This window comes from Cellulomonas sp. NPDC057328 (assembly GCF_042667215.1).
Classification (GTDB): domain Bacteria; phylum Actinomycetota; class Actinomycetes; order Actinomycetales; family Cellulomonadaceae; genus Cellulomonas.
Genome location: NZ_JBHUZW010000222.1, coordinates 1 through 1085, shown reverse-complemented (window position 1 = coordinate 1085; position 1085 = coordinate 1). Strand labels below are relative to the sequence as shown.

At 72.0% G+C, this 1085-nt stretch carries 1 protein-coding gene; it reads left to right on the top strand.

What is annotated here, in order from left to right; translation table 11 throughout:
• The coding region (locus ACFUMH_RS19100) for a UDP-glucose dehydrogenase family protein (RefSeq protein ID WP_378209224.1) at nt 1-1085 on the top strand (1085 nt) is incomplete at both ends.

The window sequence follows — 1085 nt, the reverse complement described above, 5'->3', positions numbered from 1 at the left end:
ACCGGGTACCTCGGTGCGACCCACGCGGTCGCGATGGCCGAGCTGGGTTTCGACGTGACCGGTGTGGACACCGACCAGTCGAAGGTGGACGCCCTGCAGGCCGGGAAGGTGCCGTTCTTCGAGCCCGGGCTGCCGGAGCTGCTGGAGAAGAACCTGGCCACGGGACGGCTGCGGTTCACGACGGACGTCGCGTCCGCGGTGTCGCAGGGTGACGTGCACTTCGTGTGCGTCGGCACGCCGCAGCAGCGCACGTCGCACGCGGCGGACCTGCGGTTCGTCGAGGCCGCCACGACGGCGATCGCCCGGCACCTGACGAAGGACGCGGTCATCGTCGGCAAGTCCACCGTCCCCGTCGGCACGGCCGCGCGGCTGCGCACGCTGGTGGCGAAGGAGGCCCCGGCCGGCGTCGAGGCCGAACTCGTCTGGAACCCCGAGTTCCTGCGCGAGGGCAAGGCCGTGGCCGACACGCTGCACCCGGACCGCATCGTGCTGGGTGGGGTCTCGGCGAGGTCGGAGGCCACGCTGCGCCAGGTGTACGCCGGGCCCATCGCCGAGGGCACACCCGTGGTGGTCTGCGACCTGCCGACCGCGGAGCTGGTGAAGGTGTCCGCCAACGCGTTCCTGGCGACGAAGATCTCGTTCATCAACGCGATCGCGGGCGTCTGCGAGGCGGCGGGTGCGGACGTGACGGTGCTGGCCGACGCGCTGGGCCACGACGTGCGCATCGGGCGTCAGTTCCTCGACGCGGGCCTCGGCTTCGGTGGCGGCTGCCTGCCCAAGGACATCCGCGCCCTGATGCACCGCGCGAACGAGCTGGGTGCCTACCGGGCGTCGGGTCTGCTGCAGCAGGTCGACGAGATCAACATGGGTCAGCGTGAGCGGGTCATCGACCTGGCGCTGGAGGCGTGCGGCGGCTCGGTGCTGAACAAGCGGATCGGCGTGCTGGGTGCGGCGTTCAAGCCGCTGACCGACGACGTGCGTGACAGCCCGGCGCTGAACGTGGCCGCGGCGCTGCACCTGCGCGGTGCGCAGGTCACGGTGTACGACCCCGAGGCCGGCGACACCGCCCGCCGCCTGTTCCCGAC